Raw genomic sequence first — 18979 nt, 5'->3', positions numbered from 1 at the left:
CTGTAGGAGTTCGGCATGTCGTTTCGCGTACTGGGAATTGATCCGGACCAGTTTAGCCACCTCTACGAACTGGCCGATGACGATTTGGCGGCCGCCGGGGCAAAGCGGTATGTCGTGAATGCAAAACCCGGTTTTCCTGACCGCGTCGAAGTCCGCGATATGGAGATCGGCGAGTGTGCCATCCTGCTCAACTACGAGCATCAGCCAGCCGACACGCCATATAGGTCGCGGCACGCCATCTTCGTTCGCCAGGGCGCAAAGGTCGCGCTGGACATGATCGATGCCATTCCAGAGGTGATCCGCATTCGGCCCATCTCGCTGCGTGCCTTCAATGAGCAGGGGGAGATGGTAGACGCCGACCTATCGGACGGTGAAGTCCTGGTTCCGCTGATCGAACGCTTCTTCAGCGATCCCGACGTCGCATATCTGCACGCGCATTACGCGAAACGAGGGTGTTACGCCGCTCGTATCATTCGGGCCTGACCTTCTCGATCGAGGATCACGGTCTGCAAAACGACTAACGCCCCTTGGCGCTGGAAAGCCGCCTCTCCGCTGCCCTCCCCTCCGCCGACAGGCCGATAACCAGGCTTGCACTGGCTACGATATATGACCCCACTCCGCGACGACGGTGCGGTCGTGCTCCAGGGTCGCGATCCGCGCGTGCTCGCTGTGGCAGCGCGCCAAGTCCAGCCGGCGGAGCCCCCAGATTGCCGCCCCCCGAACCACCGGAGACGCGTCGGCCAACAGCTTTACGACGAGTTCGACCAATGCCTGATCGCCGCTGTTGCCGGCTGCGATCAGGGCGTTGCGGACCATCCGGTCGCGGCCGATGCGCTTGATCGGGGAGCCCGCGAAGACCTGGCGGAAGCTGGCGTCGTCGAGCGCCAGGATGTCGGCGAGTTCGGGCGCGACCAGTTCGGCGCGAGGATGGAAGGCGAGGCTCGCGTTGGCGGCGGCAGCGAACTTGTTCCAGGGGCACACCGCCAGGCAATCGTCGCAGCCGTAGATGCGGTTGCCGATCGCGGCGCGGAATTCGTGCGGGATCGGGCCGGCATGCTCGATCGTCAGGTACGAGATGCAGCGACGGGCATCGAGCTGGTACGGCCGTGGGAAGGCGTCGGTCGGGCACGCGGTCTGGCACGCGTCGCAACTACCGCAGGTGTCCACGCCGCCGCGGTCCGGTTCCAGATCGAGCGTCGTGTAGATCGCGCCGAGGAACAGCCAGCTGCCATGCTCGCGGCTGACCAGATTGGTGTGCTTGCCCTGCCAGCCCAGCCCGGCGGCTTCGGCGAGCGGCTTTTCCATCACCGGCGCGGTGTCGACGAACACCTTCAAGTCGAACGGCGGCAGGTCGCGCCCCGCTTCCGCCGCCAGCCAGCGCCCGAGCGCCTTCAGCTGCCGCTTCACGACATCGTGATAATCAGGGCCCTGCGCATAGACCGAGATGCGCCCTACCCCGCCCTCGTCCGCCAAGCGCAACGGATCGTCCTTAGGCGCATAGCTCATGCCGAGCGCAATGACGCTGCGGACCTCGGGCCACAGGCCGGCGGGACTTTCGCGGTGGTGCTTGCGCTCCTCCATCCAGATCATGTCGCCGTGACGCCCATCCGCCAGCCATTGGTGGAGCCGTTCGCTCGCGAGCGGCGCCGCGTCCGCATGTGCGATTCCGCACGCGACGAAGCCGAGTTCCGCCGCTTTGGCCTTGAGCCTGTGTTCCAGCTTGTCTTGCGCCACGTCCGCCCGCTACCACGACGCCACCCTCGGGAGGAAGATTGCGCGTGAACGATGAATGGGCGGTCACCGCGAGCGGGATCGTGAAGCGATTCGGCGACCGGCGCGTGGTCGACGGGGTGGACATGATGGTACCGCGCGGGTCGGTGTACGGCGTGCTCGGCCCCAACGGCGCGGGCAAGACGACGACGCTGCGCATGCTACTCGGGATCATCGAGCCCGACGAGGGTAGCCGCACGCTGCTCGGCTACGACAACCCGCGCGATGCGAGCGACCGGGTCGGCTATCTTCCCGAGGAGCGCGGGCTGTATCCGGCGATGAAGGCGCGCGAGGCGATCGCATTCCTGGGGGCTCTGCGCGGGCTAGACTGGAAGACCGGCCGCGAACGGGCGGTGGTGCTGATGGAGGCGGCTGGCCTTGGCCATGCGGTCGACGAGAAGATCCGGAAACTGTCGAAGGGCATGGCGCAGTTGGTGCAGCTGCTCGGCTCGGTGGTGCATCAACCTGACCTTCTGGTGCTCGACGAGCCGTTTTCTGGGCTAGATCCGGTCAACCAGGAGCGGCTCGAGAAGCTGATCCTCAACGAGCGCGATCGCGGCGCGACGATCCTGTTCTCGACGCATATCATGAGCCATGCCGAGCGCTTGTGTGACCGCCTCGCGATCATTGCCGGCGGCAAGCGGCGCTTCGAAGGTACCGTAGCAGACGCGCGAGGCATATTGCCGCAACGCGTCCACTACACGCCACACCGCCCCGATCCGGCGATCCGCGGCGTCTTGCCGGGGGATGCGGTGCAGGACGGGAATAGCTGGCGGTTCGAGCTGCCGAACGAGGGGATCGAGAGCTTGCTCGTGAGACTGATCGACGCTGGGTACGGGATTTCGGGGCTGTCGATCGAGCGGCCCGGCTTGCACGAGGCGTTCGTCCGGATCGTCGGTCAGCACGGTGATGTACCTGTGGAGAAGGCAGCATGAGCCGTTTCCGTCGCACCCTCCGCCAGACGTTCACGATCGCGCGCCGCGACTTCATCGCCACGGTGTTCACGCCGATCTTCCTGCTGTTCCTGTTCGCGCCGGTCATCATGGGATCGTTCGGCGCGATCGGCGGGATGGGCGCGGCGAGCGTCAGCGGCGGCGCGCAGGACAAGACGCGGATCATCGCGATCGTCCCCGCTGCGACAACGCGGCCAATCGCCGAGGCCGATACACGGCTGCGCGGCATGTTCCGCGATGACGAGGCCCCGCCGGAGCTGACCACCGTCGCGCCCTCGGCCGACCCGGCGGCGCAAGCGCGCGCGGCGTTCGAGACGAAGGATATCGATGCGTCCGCGGTGCTGTACGGCCCGCTAGATGCGCCGCAGATCCTGTACGGGCCGCGCGGGAAGCGCTCGGCGGACTATCTCGGGTTGCTCGCACAGACGACGCTCGCCGCGCGGAAGCTTGGCGGCACGCTGCCGACGATCGCCGCGACCAAGACGCAGATCACGCGCTCGACCACTTCGGTCGGTGGGCAGCACCAGTCGGCGTTCTTCGCGGTGTTCGGGATATTCTTCCTGACGCTATTCCTGTCGGGGCAGGTCGTCGGCACGATGGCCGAGGAGCGCAACAACAAGGTGATCGAGGTGCTCGCCGCCGCGGTGCCGCTGGAATCGGTGTTCTTCGGCAAGCTGATCGGGATGTTCGGCGTCGCGGTGCTGTTCGTCGCGTTCTGGGGCACCGTCGTTACGCAGATCACGTCGCTGATGCCCGCCGCCGCGGCGGTGGCGCTGGGGGACCTGACGCCCGCGGTCGGCGCACCGATGTTCGCGCTGCTGTTCGCGGCGTATTTCAGCATGGCGTATCTGCTGCTCGGGTCGGTGTTCCTCGGCGTCGGCGCGCAGGCGACGACGATGCGCGAAATCCAGATGCTGTCGTTGCCGATCACGATCCTTCAGGTTGCGATGTTCGGGCTGTCGTCGGCAGCGGCATCGCGGCCGGGCAGCTGGATCGCCACCGCCGCCGAACTGTTCCCGCTGTCGTCGCCATTCGCAATGGCCGGGCATGCAGCGAACTCGCCGGAATTGTGGCCGCACGTCGCGGCACTTGCTTGGCAGGCCTTGTGGGTGACGATCTTCATCACCGTCGGCGCGAGGCTGTTCCGCCGCGGCGTGCTGCAATCAGGGAGTGCCCGGCCGTTCTGGCGGCGCAAGGCCAAGGCAGTCGCTTAACCGTTCTCCTGCGAACGCAGGAGCCCAGGACCGCGAGGGATGGCGTTTGTTACCCTGGACTCCTGCGTTCGCAGGAGAACCGCGTCTATTGACATAAGTGTCAGCAAAGCCTCTCCTGTGGCAAAATATGGGAGAGAGACGATGGCGACTCTGGCAAGAGACGTGGTGCAACAGACCGTCGATCCGCTCGATGTGAGCCGCGCCGACCTCTACCGCGACGACCTCTGGCAGGCGCCGTTCGCCCGGCTCCGCGCCGAATCCCCCGTCCATTACGTCGAGCACTCCGACTACGGCCCCTATTGGTCGGTCTCGACCTACAAAGGGATCGTCGAGGTCGAGTCGCTCCCCGATCTCTACTCCTCAGAGGCCGGCGGGATCACGATCGCCGATTTCATCGCCGAGCGCGACGTATCGATGCCGATGTTCATCGCGCGCGACCGCCCCGTGCATACCGGCCAGCGCCGCACCGTCGCACCCGCCTTCACCCCCAGCGAGATGACTCGGATGTCAGGCGATATCCGCAGGCGGACCGCCGACATGCTCGACAGCCTGCCGTGGAACACCCCGTTCGACTGGGTCGACACGGTCGCGATCGAACTGACCACGCAGATGCTTGCGATCCTGTTCGACTTCCCCTGGGCGGACCGGCGGAAACTGACGTTGTGGTCGGACTGGGCGGGCGATATCGAGATCGTAAAGAACGAGGAGCTGCGCGGTCAGCGGCTCGCATACATGTTCGAATGCGGATCGTATTTCAAAGGCTTGTGGGACGCGAAGATCGACAAGGATCCGACGCCCGACCTGATCTCGATGATGATCCATTCGGACGCGATGAGCCACATGGATCATAACGAGTTCATCGGGAACCTCATCCTTCTGATCGTCGGCGGCAACGACACGACGCGCAATTCGATGTCCGCACTCGCCTACGGCCTCGACAAGTTCCCGAAATCGCGCGCGAAGCTGGAGGCGGACCCGACGCTGATCCCCAACGCGGTCAGCGAAATCCTGCGCTGGCAAACCCCGCTCGCGCACATGCGCCGCACCGCGACGGCGGACACGGAATTGATGGGGCAGCAGATCAAGGCCGGCGACAAGCTCGCGCTCTGGTACATCTCGGCGAACCGCGACGAGAGCGTGTTCGGCGCCGATGCGGACGTGATCGTGGTGGATCGGCCGAACGCACGGCGGCATCTGGCGTTCGGGCACGGCATCCACCGCTGCGTCGGCGCGCGGCTGGCGGAGATGCAGATCGCAATTTTGCTGGAGGAGATGGCCGCCCGCCGCATGCGGATCAACGTGCTCGCCGAGCCGACGCGCGTCGCTGCGTGCTTCGTCCACGGCTATCGCACGCTGCCGGTGGAGATCAGCAAATATTGACGTCCCCCGTCATCCTGGGCTCGACCCAGGATCCAGAGCCCCGCACGGCCCGCCTGATACTCTGGATCCTGACTTTCGTCAGGATGACAGGGTGTTTCGACCGCATCCTGTTCGCCGACGGAATCGTACTTATATCATGACCATGACCCATGCCTCTTCAGACCGCCGCGCTTTCCTCACGCTTGCCGGAGCGGGCGTCGCCGGCTTCGCGCTCTGGGGATGCACGTCGCAACCCGCGCAGGCTGCCGAGCGGTTCGAGGTGACGCTGACCGACGCGCAGTGGCGCAAAAAGCTGCCGCCCGACGCCTATGATACGCTGCGCAAGGAGGGCACCGAGCGGCCTTATTCGAGCCCGCTTAATGGCGAACATCGCGCGGGGATCTTCTCGTGCGGCGGATGTGCGTTGCCGAACTTCTCGTCGAAGACCAAGTTCGAGAGCGGGACGGGTTGGCCGAGCTTCTGGCAGCCGTTGCCGAACGCAGTGCGGACTCGGGTGGATTCGACGATGGGGATAGGGCGGACCGAGGTTCATTGCCGCCGATGCGGCGGGCATTTGGGCCATGTGTTCGATGATGGGCCCAAGCCTACGGGGAAGCGTTACTGCATGAACGGCGATGCGCTGACGTTCAGGGCTGCTTGAGGGGTGCAGTTGAACGTGTGCGGCGCGTAACACTGCCGAAAATTCGTTTCCCCGCGAAGGCGGGGATCCAGACTAGGCTCCCGCCTTCGCGGGAGAACAAGAAGCTAGCAGATCGGTGCTCGGCCTTATGGCACCTCCCCGGCGGAGGCCGGGATCCAGTTGGGCGGCGTCGCTAACGAAGGTGGCGAGCTGTTACTGCGACCTTTCCAACTAGGCCCCGGCCTTCGCCGGGGAGGTCGCCTAATTAGACTGTCGGGGAACGATCAGTAGCAAAGCTTTAGATGGAGAGCGTGGACTGTCGATGACGTCAGGCTACCATCAAAGAGACAAACCTCAGTTCGCCTCGTTCACCAGCGTGAAGATGCCGCGGGGATCGGTCGGGCCGTGCTGGATCGTCGCAAGCTGCGTAGCGTTGGCGCGCTGAGTTGCGGAGACAGTGCGGCTCGCCATCTGGAACGAAGGCTGCGCCGGCGCATCGAACGTATCGCCAGCAGGTGCGTGGCCCGAATAGATGAAGCCCTTGGTCGGATACGCCGAGGTGCCGAGGTCGCCCTGCGGGCCGTACCAGACCTTGACCATGCTCCAGTCACCGGCTGGCGAGACGTCGACCGCACGGACGTTGGTCTCGATCGCGCCGGGGCGCGACCAGTTGGCATGCGTAAGGAGGACTTCGCGGTCGCTGACGACCTTCGAGACCATCGCGACATGGCCGACGCGCATCCGCGAGGTCGGCGAGAAGGCGAGGACCGAGCCGGCCTTCGGGGTGTGGCCACGCTCGTAGCGACCCTCGGCCTGGCTCCACCAGGTGTTGGCGTTGCCGCGGATTTCGATCCCCGACACCGAGCGAGCGAACGTCACGCACTGCCAGAACTGAGCCGCAGCAGGGGTGGCCGTCATCAGGCCGCACGATACCACCAGCGCAAAACGCGCTGCTAACGCCTTGAAATTCATCGAGACCCCCCGGCCAAAACCCGTTTGTCGCATTCTGGCTACGGGAGGTTCGATTTAATTGGAACCCGTGCGGGAACCATATCCGACGAAGCGTGTTACCGCGCCGACCAACGCCCCGAATGGGCACTCAAGGCGGCTCAGTTCATGAGTTTCCAACCGGTTATGCGGTCCACGGTGACCTGTGTGACTGCGTGATAGCCCGGCCGCACCTTGCCGTAGATATCCATTGCGAGCTTGTGGCCCCAGTCGCCCGAGTCCATCATCTGCTGGAACAGCGGCGCGACGAACTTGCGCCTGCCCTGCGACGTCAGGAACTGTTCGGCCGAGGCGTCGGCGGGCGCATAGTGATTGGCGAGCGCGAGTTGCAGCCAGGCGAAGCGGATCTCGGCATTGCCCGTCGTGTTCCAGCCGAACGCGGTATCGAGCGTCTTCAACCGCTCGGTCGGGAGTTTGCGCGGCAATTGCGTGATGAAGCGCGTGATCTCCTGCGTTGTAGCCTTGCCGGGCACGCCCGAGACGGGACCGCCAGCCGCATACACCTTGGCCGCCGCATCGACCGCGGGGAATGCGGCGGACGTCACATGCACCGCGTTCGCGGGGATGCCGGAGCTGTAGACCCACGCATCGACGCCGATCGTCTTGGCTTCGGCGGGGGTCAACAACTTCGATTTCAGGTCGACGAGGAAGCCGGCGCTGGTCTGCGGTTGGAAGGCGTGGCGGTCGAAATAGCTGCGGAGATACGCGTCCCACCGTGCGCGGCCGACCTGCTTCTCGATCGTGCGGAGGAAGGCGGCGCCCTTGTCGTAGGCGATCTGCGTCATGCCGTCGTCGGGATCGCGCGCAGCGTCGAGGTCTAGGTGGAGCTGCGTGTCCTTCGCGGCGGGGCCACCGGCGTCCTTCACCGCGGCGAGCATGTCGGTCCAGGCGAGGTCGGCTTCCATGTCGGCGCGGCGCTTGCCGTAGAGCGCCTCCATGATCCGGTTCTCGAAATAGCTGGTGAAGCCTTCGTTGAGCCAGAAATCGTCCCAGGTCGCGTTGGTCACGAGGTTGCCCGACCAGCTGTGCGCGAGTTCGTGCGCGATCAGCGATACGAGGCTGCGGTCGCCGGCGATCGCGGTCGGCGTGGCGAAGGTGAGCGTCGGGTTCTCCATGCCGCCGAACGGGAACGACGGCGGCAGGACCAGCACGTCGTAGCGGCCCCAGCGATACGGACCGTACAGCCCCTCGGCGGCGGCGACGAACTTCTCGAGCTCGCCGAACTCGTACGCGGCCTTGGGGAGCGTCGCGGGTTCGGCCCAGATGCCGGTGCGCGGGCCGGTCGACTTGAACGCGATGTCGCCGACCGCGAGCGCGATCAAATACGGGGCGACGGGCTTGTCCATCTTGTACTGGAACGTGCAGCGATCGGCAGCGCAGGTCGGCTTGCCGGTCGCGAGCCCGCTCATCACCGCAGTCAACTGCTTGGGAACGGCGATCTTCGCCTCCCAGGTCTGACGGATGCCGGGGGAGTCCTGCGTCGGGATCCAGCTGCGGTTGAGGATCGCCTCACCCTGGCTGAACAGGAACGGCTGTTTCTTGCCCGCGGTCTGCGCGGGGGTCAGCCATTGCAGCGCCTTCGCGTCAGGCGACGAGGCGTAGGCGATGCGGATTTTCTTGGCGCCGTTTAGCGTGACGGTCAGTGGCGCGCCGTGGATCTTGTCGACCGCGCCGACCTCATAGGGAAGCGGCTTGCCAGCCATGTCTGTGATATTGACGATCTTCAGGCCGTTGTCGTCGAGGACGACTTGCTTGGCGCCGGGGGCCGCGAGGACGTCGAGGGTGGCGATGCCGCGGATGACGTGGGTGTCGAAGTCGGCGGCGAGATCGAGCGCGACATGCGTGACGCGCGCCTCGGCGGGGCGGGCATAGCTGTGCGGGTCGTGCGCGTCGGGGGTGGTTAGGACCGGTGCGACCGTCTGCGCAATGGCGGGGGATGCAAGGACGAGACCGAGGGCGGTGGCTAAGGCGGGGATGCGCATGGGAACTCCGATGTCGCCGTTCCTTGATGTCGGGAAGGCCAAGCAGTGGTCCTAACGTGGTGTCCCCGGCGCTGGAAGGGCGAGCCGCGCAATGCCTTCCACCATCCTCGTCATCCTGACGAAAGTCAGGATCCAGAGCCGCGAAGGGCAGCCATCTTTCACTCTGGATCCTGACTTTCGTCAGGATGACGGAGGAAATTGCGCCGGTGTCGTTGCCAGTCTCGCCAACCGCGCCTCATGCTCGACGCGACCGAATGGAAAGCGCGAGAAGAAGAACGCCGAGACGCACGCCAGCACGATGTAGAGGCCGGCGTAGATCAACGTCAGCCGGTCGATCGTCTCCACCGGCACCGTCCCCGGCATAGCCTTGGCCGGGAACCCCGCCATCGCGAGGATCATCCCCGCGAAGAATATCCCGATCCCGCTCGTGCATTTCTGGACGAAGAACGAGCCCGCGAAGAACACGCCTTCGGAGCGCCGCCCCGTCTTGGCCTCCGAATCCTCGACCACGTCCGCCATCATCGACGCGCCGAGGATGAACCCGGTGACGTTCGACGCGGTGCCGAGGATGAAGAACCCGAACAGCATCGGCAGTAGCGTGGACTCGCCGACCTCAGGAAACACGCCGAGCATGCGCAGCCAGTACGGCGACGTGTTGAGCGCCGCGCCGAGCAGTACCGCGCCCATCGCCGCCTTGGGCTTGCTCCCCGTCCTGCCGAGCCGGGGTGCCGCCAGGAACGCGAGGAACACGCCCGAGAACAATGCGATCGTCAGATAGACGAACACCGGACCCTTGAAGCCCCACACATAGGTGTAGAGATAGTTCGACATCGCATAGCTGATGCCCTGAATCGTGTACGCGCAGACCCCCGCCGCCATCAGGATCGCGAACGCGCGGTTCTTCACGGTCTGGCGGAGTTCGGCGAAGGACTCGCGGAGAGTCTGGCGGGCGATCGGCGGGTTCGGCAGATGCCTGATCTCGTGATGCGTGCCGAGCGCGGAGACGAGGATTGCGACGCCGATGAAGATCGCGCCCGCGAGTGCAAAGCCGCCATAGCCCGCGCGGTTGAGCAGGCCGTTCGGGAACGCTGCCGTCGGCGCGAGGAAATACTGGTACGCCGACAACAGCATCAGCAACCCGCCGACCCAGCCGAACAGATAGCGATACGCCATGATCCGCGTCCGCTCGTCATACCCCGAGGTGAGTTCGGGGGTCAGCGCGACCGAGGGGACCTCGTAGCAACTCACCGCGCTGCGCACGATCACCGCCATGACGAACAGCCAGACGAGTGTCTGCGGCTCGGACATCACCGGGGGCGGGTTCCACAGCAGCAGCCAGCCGACCATGATCGGTAGCGCAGACGCGTACATCCACGGGTGCCGACGGCCCCATCTGGTCCGCGTGCGATCGGAAAAGAAGCCCACCGCCGGATCGACGAACGCATCGATCAGCAGCGCCATCATGATGACGAGGCCGACGGTGGCGGACGGCAATCCCACCACCTGGTTGTAGAACAACAGCAGGAACGTCCCGAACCCGGCGTCCTTCACCCCGTACGCGACCGCGCCGAAGCCGTAGCTCGCCATCGTTCCGTTCGAGAGGCGCCGGGCGGGTGCGGTCATGACGCGGCGGTCATTTCAGTTTATCGAGCAGCGCGAACAGCGAGGGTTGCGCGGGGTCCCAGCTTGGCCGCGTGCCGATCGTCATCCCGCCGTCGACGAGGATGTGCGTGCCGGTGATGAAGCTCGCGTCGTCGCTGGCAAGGAACGCGACCGCGGCGGCGATGTCCTCGCTGGTGCCGGGGCGGCGGATCGGCTGTGCGTCGGCGGCGATGTGCGCGATCATCGCGTCGGCCTGCGACGTCTTGGCGGCGTCGAGTTCGAGCGTGCGCGTGAAGATGTTGGTGACGATGAAACCGGGGACGACGGCGTTCACGCGGATCCTGTGCTGCGCGAGATCGGCGGCGGCCTGCTTGGTGAGATGGAGCACGCCGGCCTTGGCGGTGGAATAGGCGGTCGGCGCGTAGCCGGTGCCAAGCGCGGACACCGACGACGTGTTGACGATCGTGCCGCCGCCGCGCTTCGCCATCAGCGGTGCGGCATAGCGGATGCCGAGCGCGACCGAGCGCAGCAGCAGCGCCTGCGTCCGGTCCCAATCCTCGGGCGAAATCTCGCCGATCGGGTCGCGCGAACCGCCCGCGCCGGCGTTGTTGAACAGGATGTCGAGCCCGCCCGCATCGTCGGCGGTCTGCATCAGCGCCTCGATATCGCCGGCCCGGAGCACGTCGGTGCGCTGAAACAGGATCCGCCCGCCGGACGCGTCGGCGATCGCGTGGCCGCCGGTCTCGTCGATGTCGCCGATCAGCACGGTGGCGCCTTCGTCGGCGAGTCGCAGCGCGGTCGCCCGGCCGATGCCGGACGCGCCGCCGGTCACGACGGCACGCTTGCCTGAAAACCTCACACGCTCTCTCCTGCTCTTTTTTGCGAGCATAGTACGGGCTTTGCACTCGTCAATGACGCCTCGTTCGAAAAACGGGTTTGCGGCAAGCGGCGCTCGGCGATACCAAGCGGGCAAACATTCGGAGGATGCGTGATGGATACGACCAACCTGTTCCGGCTCGACGGCCGCGTCGCGCTGATCACCGGCGGCAGCCGCGGGATCGGCAAGATGATCGCCGCCGGCTTCATCGCGCAGGGGGCCAAGGTGTATATCTCGTCGCGGAAAGCCGATGTGTGCGAGGCGGCGGCGGCGGAACTCGGGCCGAACTGCATCGCGCTGCCGCAGGATGTCTCGACGGTGGCGGGGTGCAAGGCGCTCGCCGCGCAGTTCGCCGAGCATGAGTCGCAGCTCGATATCCTCGTCAACAACGCGGGCGCGGCGTGGGGCGTGCCGTTCGAGGAATTTTCGGAGGTCGGCTGGGACAAGGTCATGGACTTGAACGTGAAGTCGCCGTTCTTCCTCACCCAGGCGCTGCATGCGGCGTTGAAGGCGTCGGGATCACGCGAGAAGCCTGCGAAGGTGATCAACATCACCTCGATCGACGGCCAGCGGCTGAACCCGTGGGAGACGTATAGCTATCATGCGTCGAAGTCGGCGCTGATCTACCTGACGAAGCGGATGGCGGCGCGGCTGGTGACGGACTCGATCAACGTGACCTCGATCGCACCGGGCGCGTTTGCGAGCGACATGAACAAGGCGGCGCGCGATCACGGTGATGCGGTGGCGCAGGGGATCCCGGCGAAGCGGGTCGGCGTGGACGAGGATATGGCGGGCGCGGCGATCTATCTCGCCAGCCGGGCCGGGGATTATGTGATCGGGGAGACGATCACGGTCGACGGCGGCCTCGTCCACGCATCGCTAGGCACAAGCATCGACGCCTGAGCTAATTCCCTCGCCCCTTCGGGGAGAGGGAGGGAGCAGCCGCTTGGCTGCGGAAGGGAGAGGGGCGTTGGGATCAGCCATCTCGTGCCTCACTCCCCTCTCCCTTCCCACGGCAAGTGCCGCGGGCCCCTTCCCTCTCCCCGTAGGGGCGAGGGAGATTAGCGGGCGATGCCGCCTGCCGCGAGCACTGCCAGGGTTACCAGTTCGCTAGCCGTGCTCGTCATCGGCGCAACCTGCACCGGCTTCTCCATCCCGATCAGCATCGGCCCGATCACCGAGTCCCCGCCCAGCTCCCGCAACAACTTCGCCGAGATGTGGGCGGACTGAAGCCCCGGCATGATCAGCACGTTCGCCGGCCCCGACAACCGCGCAAACGGGTAGTTCGCCAGCTGCTTCGGGTTCAGCGCGACGTCCGGCGCCATCTCTCCCTCATATTCGAACCCAACCTTCCGGCCGTCCAGCACCGTCACCGCATCACGGATGTTGTCGAGCCATTCGCCCTTCGGATTGCCGAAGTTCGAATAGCTCAGGAACGCCACGCGAGGCTCATGCCCCATCCGCCGCGCGACTGCCGCGGTCTGCTCGGCGAAGTCGGCCAACTGCTCGGCGGTCGGGCGCTCGTTGACCGTGGTGTCGGCGATGAACACCGTGTGGCTCTGCCCGACGAGCAGATGGATGCCGAACGGCGTCTTTCCTGCGGCCGGATCGATCACGCGGTAGATCTGGCGCATCGTTTCGCCATAGGTGCGGGTGATGCCGGTGATCATCGCGTCGCCTTCGCCGAGCTGGAGCAGCAAGGCGCCGAAGATGTTGCGGTCCTGGTTGACCATCCGCTCGCAATCCCGGCGCAGATACCCGCGACGCTGGAGCCGCGAATACAGGAAGTCGACCATCCGCGGGACGAGCGGCGAGACGCGGCTGTTGTGCAGTTCGAAGCTCTCGGGATCGGTGACGCCGAGCGCGCGCAACCGGTCGGGCACGTCGTCGCGGCCGACCAGCACCGGCGTGCCGTAGCCGCCTTCCTTGAACGCGATGGCGGCGCGGAGGACGACTTCCTCCTCGCCCTCCGCGAAGATCACGCGCTTGGGGTGCGCGCGCGCGCCTTCATAGGCCATCGACAGCACCGAGGTGGTCGGGTTGAGGCGGGCCCGCAACGAATGCCGATACGCTTCGATGTCGAGGATCGGCTTGGTCGCGACGCCCGAGGCCATCGCCGCCTTGGCGACCGCGACGGGGACGACTTCCATCAGCCGCGGATCGAACGGCGCGGGGATGATGTACGCCGGGCCGAAGCTGTGGCTGACGCCGTATGCCGCGGCGACTTCCTCGGGCACGCGTTCGCGCGCGAGTTCGGCGATCGCGTTGGCGGCGGCGATCTTCATCGCGTCGTTGATGCCGGTCGCGCGGACGTCGAGCGCACCGCGGAAGATGAACGGGAAGCCCAGCACGTTGTTGACCTGGTTCGGATAATCCGAGCGCCCGGTCGCGACGATCGCATCGGGGCGCGCAGCCATCGCCAGTTCAGGGCGGATCTCCGGCTCGGGGTTGGCCATCGCGAAGATGATCGGCGCGGGGGCCATGTCCTTGACCATCTCCGGCGTCAGCGAGCCCGCCGCGGAGAGCCCCAGGAACACGTCGGCGCCGACCAGCGCCTCGGTCAGCGTACGCGTCTCGGTGATCGCGGCGTGCGCGGACTTCCACTGGTCGACGCCGTCGCGGCCCTGGTAGATCACGCCCTTGCGGTCGCAGAGAATGACGTTGTCGCCGCGCACGCCCATCGCTTTCACGAGTTCGGTGCACGCGATCGCCGCGGCGCCGGCGCCGTTGACGACGATCTTGACCTCGGACAGTTTCCGCCCAGTCAGCAAGCACGCGTTGATCAGGCCGGCAGCGGTGATGATCGCGGTGCCGTGCTGGTCGTCATGGAAGACGGGGATGTTCATCCGCTCGCGCAGGGCCTGCTCGATGATGAAGCATTCGGGCGCCTTGATGTCCTCGAGGTTGATCCCGCCGAAGGTCGGCTCCATCAACTCGACCGCGTCGATGAAGCGGTTCACGTCCTCGGTCTTCAGCTCGATATCGATCGCGTCGACGTCGGCGAAGCGCTTGAACAGCACCGCCTTGCCTTCCATCACCGGCTTGCTGGCGAGCGGCCCGAGATTGCCCATGCCGAGGATCGCGGTGCCGTTCGAGATGACCGCGACGAGGTTTCCCTTCGCGGTATAGTCGTAGACGGTCGCGGGGTCGTCGTAGATCGCCTGCACCGGCACCGCGACGCCGGGCGAATAGGCAAGCGCGAGATCGCGCTGCGTCGCCATCGGCTTCGACGCGATGATCTCGATCTTCCCCGGACGGCCTTCCGAATGGAAGAGCAAGGCTTCGCGTTCGGAAAATTGCAGCGTTTCGTCGGACATGGGCGGGCCTCGCACGGTCGTTAGGTTTGGAGGACCTTCTAGGCAGGTGGTAGCCGTTCGTCACCCCGGACACTTCGCCCTAGTGGATGGCCACCACCTACCAGCACCACCCCGGCGAAGGCCGGGGTGGTGCTGGTGCGGGGAAAGAAACACCTTCTCCCCCTTGGGGAGAAGGTGGCGCGCCTGCGCCGGATGAGGGGTGGTTGGAGTGCGCGCCCAAGCCTCACTCCCCCGCACCCTCCCACGCTTCGCGCGGGCCCCTCCCTCTCCCCACGGGGAGAGGGGTTTTACGGACGACCGCTTTTCGCTACCCGCCCCTGATGTCGCACCCCGCCCCCACCCCCATGATGACGCAGTATCTCGGCCTGAAGGCGGAGGCGCAGGATTGCCTGTTGTTCTACCGGATGGGCGATTTCTTCGAACTGTTCATGGACGATGCGCGGATCGCGGCGGGGGTGCTCGACATCGCGCTGACCGCGCGCGGCGAGCATGAGGGCAAGCCGATCCCGATGTGCGGCGTGCCCGTGCATGCGGCGACGGTGTACCTCCAGCGGCTGATCAAGGCCGGCCACCGCGTCGCGATCGCCGAGCAGGTCGAGAGCCCGGCGGAAGCCAAGGCGCGCGGCGGCTCGAAGGCGCTCGTCGCCCGCGCCATCGTCCGGGTCGTGACCGCGGGCACGCTGACCGAGGAGGCGCTACTCGACGCGCGGAGCGACAATTGGTGCGTCGCGATCGGCGAGGCTGGCGGAGCGGTGGCGATCGCCGCGGCGGACGTGTCGACCGGGCGGTTCGAGATCGTCGAGGTTGCGGGGGATGCGGTCGAGGCGGAACTCGCGCGGCTCGGCGCGGCCGAAGTCGTCGCATCGGAGGCGAGCCAGTTCGAGGAAGCCGCGACGACACTGCGGCCGAAAATCGATTTCGACAGCGGCGCAGGCGAGGCTCGACTGAAGCGGTTGTACGGCGTGGCGACGCTCGACGGCTTCGGTCAGTTCGGGCGCGCGGGACTGGCCGCGGCAGGCGGGCTGGTCGCGTATCTGGAGCATAATGCGAAGGGCGCGATGCCCTTCCTCCGCCCGCCGCGGATCGGTCGGGCGGCGGAGACGATGGCGATCGACGCGGCCACGCGGGAGAGCCTGGAGCTGACCTGCTCCACCGGTGGCGTGCGGAAGGGGAGCCTGCTCGACGCGGTCGACCGGACCGTGACGGGGGCCGGGGCGCGGTTGCTCGGGGCGGATCTCGGCGCGCCGCTGATGGACAAGGCGGCGATCGATGCGCGGCTCGATCTGGTGCGGCTGTTTCACGACGACCAGGCGGCGCGCGAGCGGTTGCGGTCGACGTTGCGCGCTTTGCCGGACATCGGGCGGGCGCTGGGGAGGCTGGCGGCGGGGCGTGGAGGTCCGCGCGATCTGGGGCAGTTGCGCGACGGGCTCGACGGCGCGTGGAGCCTCGGCGAGCGGATGGACGCGATCGCCGATCCGCCGGTGCTGCTCCGGGACATCGCGCCAAGGTTGCGCGGGCACGGCGCGCTGATCGACCTGCTCAAGCGCGCGCTGGTGCCGTCGCCACCGATCGAGGCATCGGACGGCGGGTATATCGCGGCAGGCTATGACGCGGCGCTCGACGATCTGCGCGATGCAGGGGCTGGCGGGCGGCGGGCGATCGCCGCGCTCGAGGCCGAGTTTCGGACCGCGACCGGCGTCACCGCGCTGAAGATTCGGCATAACGGTGTGCTCGGCTATCATGTCGAGGTGCCGGCGCGGGCGGCGGACCCGCTGATGAAGCCCGAGAGCGGCTTCACGCATCGCCAGACGCTCGCGGGCGTGGTCCGGTTCAATACCCCCGCGCTGCACGAAGTCGCGGCAAAGGTGTCGCAGGCCGGCGCACACGCATTGGCGGCGGAGGCGGCGCATCTGGAAGAACTCACCGCGCAAGCGTTGGCGGGACGCGAGGCAATTGCGGCGACCGCGGATGCACTCGCGCGGCTTGACGTCGCGGCCGGGCTGGCAGAGCGTGCAGCGGAAGGCGCGTGGGCGCGGCCTTCGCTCGTGGATCACGCGTGCTTCGAGATCGAGGGCGGCCGGCATCCGGTGGTCGAGGCGGCGGTGGCGAAGTCGGGCGACCGGTTCGTCGCCAACGACTGCAATCTGTCGGAAAGCTCGCGGCTGTGGCTCGTCACCGGCCCGAACATGGGCGGTAAATCGACCTTCCTCCGCCAGAACGCGCTGATCGCCGTGCTCGCGCAGGCCGGGTCGTACGTGCCCGCGACCAAGGCCACGCTGGGTCTGGTCGACCGCCTGTTCAGCCGCGTCGGTGCCTCCGACAACCTCGCGCGCGGGCGGTCGACGTTCATGGTCGAGATGGTCGAGACCGCGGCGATCCTCGCGCAGGCGACGCCGCGGTCGTTCGTGATCCTCGACGAGGTCGGGCGCGGTACCTCGACCTATGACGGCCTCGCGATCGCCTGGGCAGTGGTCGAGGCGATCCACGAAGACAATCGCTGCCGCTGCCTGTTCGCAACGCATTATCACGAGCTGACTCGGTTGGCGGAGCGCTGCGAGGCGCTGTCGTTGCACCATGTTCGCGCGCGTGAGTGGAAGGGCGAGCTGGTGTTGCTCCACGAACTCGCCGACGGGCCGGCGGATCGTAGTTACGGACTGGCGGTCGCGCGGCTGGCGGGGATGTCGCCGGCTACGGTGGCGCGCGCGAAGGCGGTGCTGGCGAAGCTCGAGGCCGGGCGCGCGAAGACCGGGGGGATTGCGGCTGGGCTGGACGACTTGCCCTTGTTTGCGGCGGCGGCGCAGGTCGAGGAGGTGGCGTGCGATGTGTTGCGCGAGGATCTGGCGAAGCTGGATATCGATGCGATGAGTCCGCGCGATGCGCTGGAGGCGCTGTACCGGTTGAAGGCGTTGGCGAACGATGGCTGAGCGCTTTCCCCGTCATGCCGGACTCGCTCCGGCATCCACCGTTCCGCACATTCGAGAGAATTGAGTGCGCGGGACGGTGGGCCCCGGCCTCCGCCGGGGTGACGGAGTGGGTGAAACTGCTCCCCTCCCTGGAAGGGAGGGGTTGGGGGTGGGTCGGGTCCCGCATGTCCTTACGGTTGCGGCAAAAGCGGGCCTACCCACCCCTGCCCCTCCCTTCCAGGGAGGGGGGGCCGTTGCGTGATTGGCGAGGTGCGAGAATGTCGCTCGCGTCCTAGTATCTCACGATACGTCGATGCTAGGCGGCGGCCGGATTTAGCGGAGCGCGGGCTTTGGGCGGACATCATCACGGGCACGACCACGGCCATTCGCATGGTCACTCACATTCCCATGGCGGACACGGTCACAGTCACGCCCCCGCCTCGTTCGACCGTGCCTTCGCGATCGGCATCGGCCTCAACATCGTCTTCGTCGTCGTCGAGGCGATCGTCGGCCTGCGCATCGACTCGGTCGCCCTGCTCGCCGACGCGGGCCACAACCTATGCGACGTGCTCGGCCTCGTCGTGGCCTGGGGCGGCACGATGCTCGCACGCACGGCACCGACCAAGCGCTACACCTATGGGCTGAAGGGCTCGACGATCCTCGCCGCGCTGGCCAACGCCTTACTGCTGCTGGTCGCGCTCGGCGCGATCGTGCTCGAGGCATCGCAGCGCTTCTCCGATCCCGCCCCGACCGCCGGCCTCACCGTGTCGATGGTCGCGGGCATCGGCATCGCCGTCAACGCGTTCACCGCCTGGATGTTCGCGCGCGGGCGCAAGGGCGACGTCAACATCCGCGGCGCATACCTCCACATGGCCGCGGACGCGCTCGTCTCGGCGGGCGTGGTGATCGCCGGCTTCGTGATCTGGCGCACCGGCCTCACCTGGATCGACCCCGCGGTGAGCATCGTCATCGCGTTCCTGATCTTCTGGCAGACCTGGGGCCTGCTCCGCGAGACCGTCGAGATGTCGCTGTCCGCCGTCCCCCGCGGGATCGAGTTCGATCAGGTCGACGACGCGCTCCGCGGCCTGCCCGGTGTCACGGAGATCCACGATCTCCACATCTGGCCGATGAGCACCACCGAACCCGTCCTCACCGCGCACCTGGTGATGCCCGCCGGCCACCCCGGCGACCGGTTCCTGAGCGACGCCAGGACGATGCTCCACGATAAATTCGGGATCGGCCACGCGACGTTGCAGGTCGAGACAGGCAACGGCCACGACTGTTCGATGGCGGACTCGACGACTGTTTGAATTTCGCCGCTGGAAGTTCGGCGTCTGAACTTGGAATTCTAAAC

At 66.6% G+C, this 18979-nt stretch carries 13 protein-coding genes and 1 pseudogene; 8 read left to right on the top strand and 6 right to left on the bottom strand.

Translation table 11 applies throughout. The features are described from left to right. Window positions 1-15: 15 nt before the first annotated feature. Window positions 16-483 carry a DUF1203 domain-containing protein gene (locus C8J47_RS01610; RefSeq protein ID WP_121884180.1) on the top strand — a complete coding sequence of 156 codons (468 nt, stop codon included), beginning with the start codon at window positions 16-18 and terminating at the stop codon, window positions 481-483. Window positions 484-597: 114 nt separating this feature from the next. Here C8J47_RS01610 and queG read toward each other — a convergent pair whose 3' ends face one another. Further along, on the bottom strand, window positions 598-1734 hold the full coding sequence (queG, locus tag C8J47_RS01605) for a tRNA epoxyqueuosine(34) reductase QueG (protein ID WP_121884179.1): 1137 nt from the start codon (window positions 1732-1734) through the stop codon (window positions 598-600). Between the two features lie 44 nt (window positions 1735-1778). Here queG and C8J47_RS01600 point away from each other — a divergent pair, with 44 nt between their 5' ends. The 4 genes from C8J47_RS01600 (at window position 1779) to msrB (ending at window position 5957) form a co-directional block, all read left to right on the top strand. Beyond that, window positions 1779-2705, top strand: coding sequence for an ABC transporter ATP-binding protein (locus C8J47_RS01600; RefSeq protein ID WP_121884178.1), 927 nt, complete (start codon window positions 1779-1781; stop codon window positions 2703-2705). Next, window positions 2702-3937: an ABC transporter permease gene (locus C8J47_RS01595; RefSeq protein ID WP_121884177.1), complete on the top strand. Its 1236-nt coding sequence runs from the start codon at window positions 2702-2704 to the stop codon at window positions 3935-3937. The genes C8J47_RS01600 and C8J47_RS01595 overlap by 4 nt, the downstream gene beginning before the upstream one ends. 141 nt (window positions 3938-4078) lie before the next feature. Continuing rightward, window positions 4079-5317 (top strand): cytochrome P450, encoded by a 1239-nt coding sequence (locus tag C8J47_RS01590; RefSeq protein ID WP_121884176.1) that lies wholly within the window; start codon window positions 4079-4081, stop codon window positions 5315-5317. A 142-nt stretch (window positions 5318-5459) separates the two neighbouring features. Beyond that, window positions 5460-5957: a peptide-methionine (R)-S-oxide reductase MsrB gene (gene msrB, locus C8J47_RS01585; RefSeq protein ID WP_121884175.1), complete on the top strand. Its 498-nt coding sequence runs from the start codon at window positions 5460-5462 to the stop codon at window positions 5955-5957. 333 nt (window positions 5958-6290) lie between these two features. Here the strand turns inward: msrB and C8J47_RS01580 are convergent, their stop codons facing one another. The 4 genes and pseudogenes from C8J47_RS01580 to C8J47_RS01565 all read right to left on the bottom strand — a co-directional run. Then, window positions 6291-6908 carry a CHAP domain-containing protein gene (locus tag C8J47_RS01580; RefSeq protein ID WP_121884174.1) on the bottom strand — a complete coding sequence of 206 codons (618 nt, stop codon included), beginning with the start codon at window positions 6906-6908 and terminating at the stop codon, window positions 6291-6293. A 137-nt stretch (window positions 6909-7045) separates the two neighbouring features. Next, the gene (locus C8J47_RS01575) at window positions 7046-8926 is read right to left on the bottom strand and encodes a M1 family metallopeptidase (protein WP_121884173.1); all 1881 of its coding nucleotides are present in this window, start codon (window positions 8924-8926) and stop codon (window positions 7046-7048) included. 180 nt (window positions 8927-9106) lie between these two features. Beyond that, window positions 9107-10549 carry an MFS transporter gene (locus C8J47_RS01570; RefSeq protein ID WP_259467304.1) on the bottom strand — a complete coding sequence of 481 codons (1443 nt, stop codon included), beginning with the start codon at window positions 10547-10549 and terminating at the stop codon, window positions 9107-9109. Between the two features lie 91 nt (window positions 10550-10640). Next, window positions 10641-11417 (bottom strand): annotated as a pseudogene (locus C8J47_RS01565) (SDR family NAD(P)-dependent oxidoreductase); the annotation flags it as partial. A 102-nt stretch (window positions 11418-11519) separates the two neighbouring features. On the opposite strand from C8J47_RS01565, the gene C8J47_RS01560 reads away from it, so the two are divergent. Next, window positions 11520-12308, top strand: coding sequence for an SDR family oxidoreductase (locus C8J47_RS01560; RefSeq protein ID WP_107963835.1), 789 nt, complete (start codon window positions 11520-11522; stop codon window positions 12306-12308). A gap of 158 nt (window positions 12309-12466) precedes the next feature. On the opposite strand, the gene C8J47_RS01555 is transcribed toward C8J47_RS01560, so the two are convergent. Further along, a complete protein-coding gene (locus C8J47_RS01555) occupies window positions 12467-14722 on the bottom strand; it encodes an NADP-dependent malic enzyme (protein ID WP_120299452.1) in 2256 nt (751 codons plus the stop codon). Between the two features lie 344 nt (window positions 14723-15066). Between C8J47_RS01555 and mutS the strand changes: the two genes are divergently transcribed. Then, window positions 15067-17646, top strand: a complete 2580-nt coding sequence (gene mutS, locus C8J47_RS01550; protein ID WP_121884171.1) for a DNA mismatch repair protein MutS — start codon at window positions 15067-15069, stop codon at window positions 17644-17646. A gap of 329 nt (window positions 17647-17975) precedes the next feature. Continuing rightward, the gene (locus C8J47_RS01545) at window positions 17976-18935 is read left to right on the top strand and encodes a cation diffusion facilitator family transporter (RefSeq protein WP_121884170.1); all 960 of its coding nucleotides are present in this window, start codon (window positions 17976-17978) and stop codon (window positions 18933-18935) included. Window positions 18936-18979: the final 44 nt, after the last annotated feature.

The organism is Sphingomonas sp. PP-F2F-G114-C0414 (genome assembly GCF_003688595.1).
Taxonomy (GTDB): Bacteria; Pseudomonadota; Alphaproteobacteria; order Sphingomonadales; family Sphingomonadaceae; genus Sphingomonas.
The sequence above is the reverse complement of the archived record's forward strand: the minus strand, read 5'-3'. Positions and strand labels throughout refer to the sequence as shown.